At 57.4% G+C, this 6,176-nt stretch carries 4 protein-coding genes; 2 read left to right on the forward strand and 2 right to left on the reverse strand.

Features of this window, described 5'->3' with window-relative positions; translation table 11 throughout:
* Window positions 1–442 (reverse strand): biotin/lipoyl-containing protein (locus HMPREF2878_RS08325; protein ID WP_305764421.1); only part of this gene is annotated, 442 nt, incomplete at its 3' end.
* Between the two features lie 173 nt (window positions 443–615).
* Window positions 616–2,154: a leucyl aminopeptidase gene (locus tag HMPREF2878_RS08330; protein ID WP_070566890.1), complete on the reverse strand. Its 1,539-nt coding sequence runs from the start codon at window positions 2,152–2,154 to the stop codon at window positions 616–618.
* A 222-nt stretch (window positions 2,155–2,376) separates the two neighbouring features.
* Between HMPREF2878_RS08330 and HMPREF2878_RS08335 the strand changes: the two genes are divergently transcribed.
* Both HMPREF2878_RS08335 and HMPREF2878_RS08340 read left to right on the forward strand, forming a co-directional pair.
* Window positions 2,377–3,492: a branched-chain amino acid aminotransferase gene (locus HMPREF2878_RS08335; RefSeq protein ID WP_070653262.1), complete on the forward strand. Its 1,116-nt coding sequence runs from the start codon at window positions 2,377–2,379 to the stop codon at window positions 3,490–3,492.
* A gap of 264 nt (window positions 3,493–3,756) precedes the next feature.
* Window positions 3,757–5,859: a vWA domain-containing protein gene (locus HMPREF2878_RS08340; protein ID WP_083307933.1), complete on the forward strand. Its 2,103-nt coding sequence runs from the start codon at window positions 3,757–3,759 to the stop codon at window positions 5,857–5,859.
* Window positions 5,860–6,176: the final 317 nt, after the last annotated feature.

Genomic DNA, 6,176 nt, shown 5'->3' on the forward strand with positions numbered 1-6,176 from the left:
CGACCTCGACGGTGTCGCCGACCTTCTTCAGCCAAGTGGTAATCGTGCCTTCGGTGACGGACTCGCCGAGCTCCGGCATCTCAACGTCAGTAGCGGAACCGGAGGCAGCCTTCGGTGCTTCCTTCTTTGGCTCTTCAGCGTCTTCCTTCGGAGCCTCTTCCTCGGTCTCCTCAGCGGAATCGTCAGCGCCTTCCGGCTCTTCGCCCGGCTCGCCGACCTTTGCGATGACCTCGCCAACATCGACGGTGTCGTCTTCTTCAAAGAGAATCTCGGTGAGAACACCGGCGACCGGAGATGGAATTTCGGTGTCGACCTTGTCGGTGGAAACCTCGAGCAACGGTTCGTCGACCTCGACGGTGTCGCCGACCTTCTTCAGCCAGGTGGTAATGGTGCCTTCGGTAACTGATTCACCGAGCTCCGGCATCTCAATAGAGGTCGCCATGTTTGTGCACTCCTCGAAAAGTTAAGAAATCTCGTTTTAAGACGGTTATTACAAATTAGCTTACAGGTTGAAAACTCTGCTTGCCCCGTGGGCTGCGCCCGCTTTCGACTGGTGCGTGGAATAGCTCATTCCAGCCAGGATTCCAGCCGGGCGGGGCGCAGTCGGATGACCGGCTACTTCGTTGCCAAATCCTCAATCACAGAGAACATCGTCCGAACCGGAACACCAGTGCCCCGCTTCGGGGTATAACCATACTCCCCGGTGGTGTTGAAGGCCGGACCGGCAACGTCGATGTGAACCCATTCAACATCCTCGCCAACGAATTCGCGCAGGTATGCAGCTGCAACACTCATACCGCCAAAGCGAGAGTTCGTGACATTCCGCAGGTCAGCCACCGGCGACTTCAGGGCCTCTGCTAGCTCAACTGGAATCGGCATTGCCCAACCATTTTCACCAATGCTCTGAGACAGCTCTGCAACACGGTCACGGAACTCGTCGTTACCCAGGACGCCCGGGGTGCGCTCGCCAAGAGCGACCAGCTGCGCACCGGTCAGGGTAGCGGTGTCAATCAGGTGAGTCGGCTTGTCTTCGCAGGCGCGGACAATGGCGTCTGCGAGTACGAGGCGGCCCTCAGCGTCGGTATTCAGAATCTCAATGGTCTTACCGCCGTACTGCGTAATGACGTCGCCCGGACGGTACGCCTTACCACCCGGCATGTTCTCCGCCATTGGAACAGTTGCGGTCACCGGGGTGGATACACCTAGGCGAGCAGCCAGGACGACTGTGGCAATAACAGCCGCAGCGCCGCCCATATCGGAGATCATGTTCTCCATGCTGGCGCCCGGCTTCAGCGAAATACCGCCAGTATCAAAGGTGATGCCCTTACCGACCAGGCCCAGCGAATTCTCTGCCGACTCATCGCCCTTCCAGATCAGGCGCACCAGGCGCGGCCCGCGCGAGGATCCACCACCCACGGCATTGAGGCCTCCGAAACCGCCGGCGCGCAGAGCGTCGTCGTCAAGCACCTCGACCTCGAGCCCCGCGTCACGGCCCAGCGCTGCAGCAGCGTCAGCAAACGTCTCGGGGTAGAGGTGCGACGATGCTGTATTGACGAAGTCACGCGCGGTGGCAACGGCATCTACAATTGCCGAAGCGCGCTTTACGACGTCGTCATCAGCGCCCAACACAACCACCTTCTGGGTGGCCTCGTTGCTTTCTTCGGTGCTCTTCTGGCCGGAGTAAGCGTAAGCGCCCAGCGCAAAGCCCTCGGCTGCAGCCTGCGGATCGATGGCGCCGAGAGTGTTAAAGACCACCTTGGCCTTGGTCATACGGCGGGCAGCGGCGCCGCAGGCACGGCGGATGTCTTCCGCATCCAGGTCCTCAGAACCCACGCCAACGCCCGTGACACTGTCGACATCCAGGCCAGCAGGAGCCGGGATGGTGGTCACGGACTCGGCCTTAGCGCTGGCGGAGACTGCCTCAAAGGAGGCGAGCAGCTGCTCTGCAACCGAACCGATGGCCTCGGGTGCGACCAGCTCGAGACCATCCTCGCCGTCGATAAGCGCGACGAGAACCGCGTCGGCGTCCGCGGGCAGAGACTTGTCGGCAGCGATGACCACGCGAGTGCCGATAGCCGGCAGGTAGTTGGACAAAACTGCGGCGTTACGAGAAGCGCCGAGCTGTGCCGAATCATTGTTAGCGGGGACTGACATGTAGTTGCATCTCCTTGTAGTCGTACTATGTGGTACACCACCGTATCCCTATTTGCCGGTTCGTGTCCTTCACCCCTGGACAGCGGACTGACGAGCCAGCGCCACGACTATTGGAATGTACCCGCGCCTAGTGCCCGCGACGCTGACATTGCCCTGACTAACACGGTCTTTCGGGGGCGAGTATTGATACGACTCGATCCTCGACGGTTTAGGATGAAAGACATGTCTGCTTTGGAATTTGCAATCGAACGTAACCCGAATCCACTCTCTGATGCCGAGCGCGAGGAGATTTTGGCCAACCCTGGTTTCGGTAAGCACTTCACCGACCACATGGTCCGAATTGACTGGACTGCAGACAAAGGCTGGCATGGCGCCAAGCTGCAGGCATACGGTTCGATTGAAATGCAGCCGTCTTCTTCGGTCCTGCATTACGGGCAGTCGATTTTTGAGGGACTGAAGGCGTATCGCATGCCGGATGGTTCCATTGTTACTTTCCGCCCGGAGCAGAACGCTCGTCGCTTCCAGCGCTCCGCTGACCGCATTGCAATGCCGCAGCTGCCGGAGGAGACCTTCCTCGAGGCAATCCGCCTGCTGGTTGAAGCCGATGCAGCATGGGTGCCGCCAGCTGGTGGCGAAGAATCCCTGTACCTGCGTCCAATCATGTTCTCCACCGAGAGCACCCTGGGCGTGCACCCGTCGAACTCTTACACCTTCCTGCTCATCGCTTCACCTGCCGGCGCGTACTTCTCCGGTGGCATTAACCCGGTGACCGTGTGGATCTCCCACGAGTACGTGCGTGCCGCGCCGGGCGGCACCGGTGCTGCGAAGTTCGCAGGTAACTATGCAGCTTCGCTGGCGGCTCAGCAGCAGGCAGAGGAAAAGGGCTGCGACCAGGTTGTGTGGCTGGACGCTGTCGAGCGCAAGTACATCGAGGAGATGGGCGGCATGAACCTGGCGTTTATCTACCCGGATGAGAATGCTGACGCTGGTGTTCGGCTGGTGACTCCAGAGCTGTCTGGTTCGCTGCTGCCGGGCATTACTCGGGCATCGCTGCTGCAGGCTGCTCAGGATCTGGGCATGAATGTCGAGGAGCGTCGCATTTCCACCGAGGAATGGAAGAATGATGCCACCTCCGGTGTTATGAGCGAGGCATTCGCCTGCGGTACTGCTGCAGTCATCACCCCGGCCGGTTTTGTGAAGTCCGCTGAGGGCGAGTTCGAGATCAACGGCGGCGAGACCGGTGAGTGGACTATGAAGCTGCGCGAGCGGCTGACCGGTATCCAGCACGGCGAGGTTGAGGATACCCACGGTTGGATTTACAAGCTCGTTGAGGCTTAGTTTCGGCGTAGGTCGGCTAAGAAAAATTTAATAGTGGTTACTAGAATTAGTACTTTCGCAGCCCCTGTTCAGTATTCGCTGTTCAGGGGCTGCGTTTTTGCTTTGCTGGCTCCCCAACGGCTGTGCGATTTTCTCATGGTTCATGAATTGTTCAGGCGGCATTTGTTTAGCCGTTAAAAACACCTCTAGCGTGACCGGGGTCACTGTGAAAAACTACCAACACGATTGATTTTTGTAGTTGGGAAAACAGTTTGAGGCGCTGTGATGGTGGTAGTTCAAGACTTTTTTAAAGATAGTTTTTCGTCAAGTAGTTCAAAGCGCCTAAGGGTAACCATCGTTGTCACTCTGTTGTTGGCTGCGTGGACGATTGGGTTTAGTGCGATTCCGGCTCCGGTGGCGGCAGCCCAAGATTCGCCTTCGCCGTCCGGGGTGGAACAGCCCGCTCCTACGGGCGAAGGGGGTACGGGCGAAGCAAAAGCAGAGCTAATCATGGATCTGTCTGGTTCGATGCTTGCCGACGACGCCGGAGGCACCCGCCTCGATGCGGCAAAGCGCGCATCCACGGAGCTGATTGACTCCCTCCCGGATGATGCGCTGCTTGGCATGCTGGTTTATGGCCAGCGCGAATCCAGTGATGAATCCAACCGCGAACGTGGTTGCCAGGACATCGAGGTGCTGTCGCCTGTCCAAAAGGTCGACAAAGAAGGCCTGAAGAGCAGGATTGCCGGGTTGGAAGCTCAGGGCTATACGCCGATCGGCAATGCACTGCGTAAGGCGGCTGATGAGCTTGGCCCAGACGGTGAGCGGTCAATTATTTTGGTCTCTGACGGTATCGACACCTGCGCGCCGCCACCGGTGTGTGAGGTTGCGAAGGAACTGGCAGGGCAGGGTGTTGGCCTGACGATTCACACAGTGGGCTTCAAGGTCGATGAAGAAGCTCGCGCTGAGCTGGAGTGTGTTGCGCAGGTATCCGGTGGACAGAGCATGACTGCGGACGATGCTACCCAGCTTGCAGACCACATGAAGTTCTTGACTCAGCGGTCAGTGCAGGGCTACGAAACCACGGGTACTCCTTTCGAGTTCTCCGAGACTAAGGAAGGCGCGAAATGGCTCGGCGAGGGCAAGTACCAGACGACGCTGGTGCCAGAGGTTGCCCAGCACGATCGCACCCCGCTCTACTACCGAATCGCAGTGCCGAAGGGACACAACGCGATTGTTACCTCAAAGGTGTTAGCGAATATCGATGCTGAGGGTAAAGGCCAGCAGGATGTCCGAACTGAAGTTGACGAAATCATCAATGAAACTGGCGGAAAATGCCAGGACGACGGTCGTATGGGGTCGCTGACTGGCGCCGAAGCTAGTGCCGATTCGTGGACTCCAACTTCGGCTGATGCAAGCATTCTTGCATGGGATAGTGACCGCATCGAATCCAGTTGCGATCAAACCAAGTGGCTCGTCGCAAATAACGTGTGGGTCTATGACGGTGATTCAGTAGCGGACTATCGTGATGAACCGGTGAAGGTCGAGGTTAGCGTCCAGTTTGAGCCAGTCCTGAAGAAGCAGGATGCTGGCAAGCTAAATGAGGGGCGGTCTTCTTCGACCGGCGACAAAGCCTACAAAAAGGCCACTTTTGGAGAGGCCAAGCCCGTAAACGGTGGCAATAACGCAGCCCAAGCGCCGGAAGTTAAATCTGGGGATACCATCTCTGACACAATCGTGCCCGGTGAACAGAAGTTCTACAAGATCCCTGTCGAGTGGGGTCAGCGACCAGTGATTGCTGCCCGCACTGGAAATTCGGAGCGCGATAATGCCGATTCCATGGGAGTTGCCCTGCTGAATCCGTTCGAGGTTTCCGTTGCGGATGGAACAATGCACTTTTATCAGGATTCCGAGGACCTGAACTTGTCAACAGATCGTCCGGTCGAATACAACAACCGAGAATCTAATGTTGGAGGACGACCTGTAGCCAACGCCGGCTACTACTACGCGACTGTCCGAATGGCTAACTATCGCCCGGATGAAGAGGTCAGTGGCATCGATCAGCCGTTCCAGCTCGCATTCCTCCTGGACAACAAGCCAACTAAGGGGCCTGACTGGCGACCGACTGACAAGAACGGCCCGACTCCATCCGATAAGCCGATTCTGGCCAAGGGAGAGTCGGAACAGGAAACGTCAAAGGACTCGTCAGAAGATGCGTCGAATGAATCTGACTCCTCGGATACGGATTCTCAGGCATCCGCATCCTCGTCGGACATGGAAGATGAGGGCATGAGCCCGTTGGTCATTGGCACCGTTGTAGCAGTGGTCGCCGTGTTTATCGGCATTGCCGGCGCAATCGTCTACCAGAACAAGAAGCGCAAGGAGTAGACAAACCGTAAGATCAGGAAGTTCCTGAGCAGGGGGGGGCAGGGTGGGGAAGGCAGCAAAATTGTGTCCGCTTGGCGTATCGCTGGCGGGCACATTTTTTGCTACTTAGCCGCAAGAACTGACAACTCCAAGAATTATGGGCTGCAGATGTGAAACTGTGTGAGTTTATGACACTTTCAAGCCATTTTTCGGGCCATTTTTGACATAAACGCAGTCAGTAACTCGCATTGGCCCGCTGTCGCTAACATAACCGCAGTCACTAGCCCCCACTGAACCCAAACCCCGGGTTAAGTAAAGAAAAGTGTGTCCGCATGCCA

Origin of the sequence: Corynebacterium sp. HMSC065H09 (assembly GCF_001812845.1) — a bacterium.
GTDB lineage: Bacteria > Actinomycetota > Actinomycetes > Mycobacteriales > Mycobacteriaceae > Corynebacterium > Corynebacterium jeikeium_D.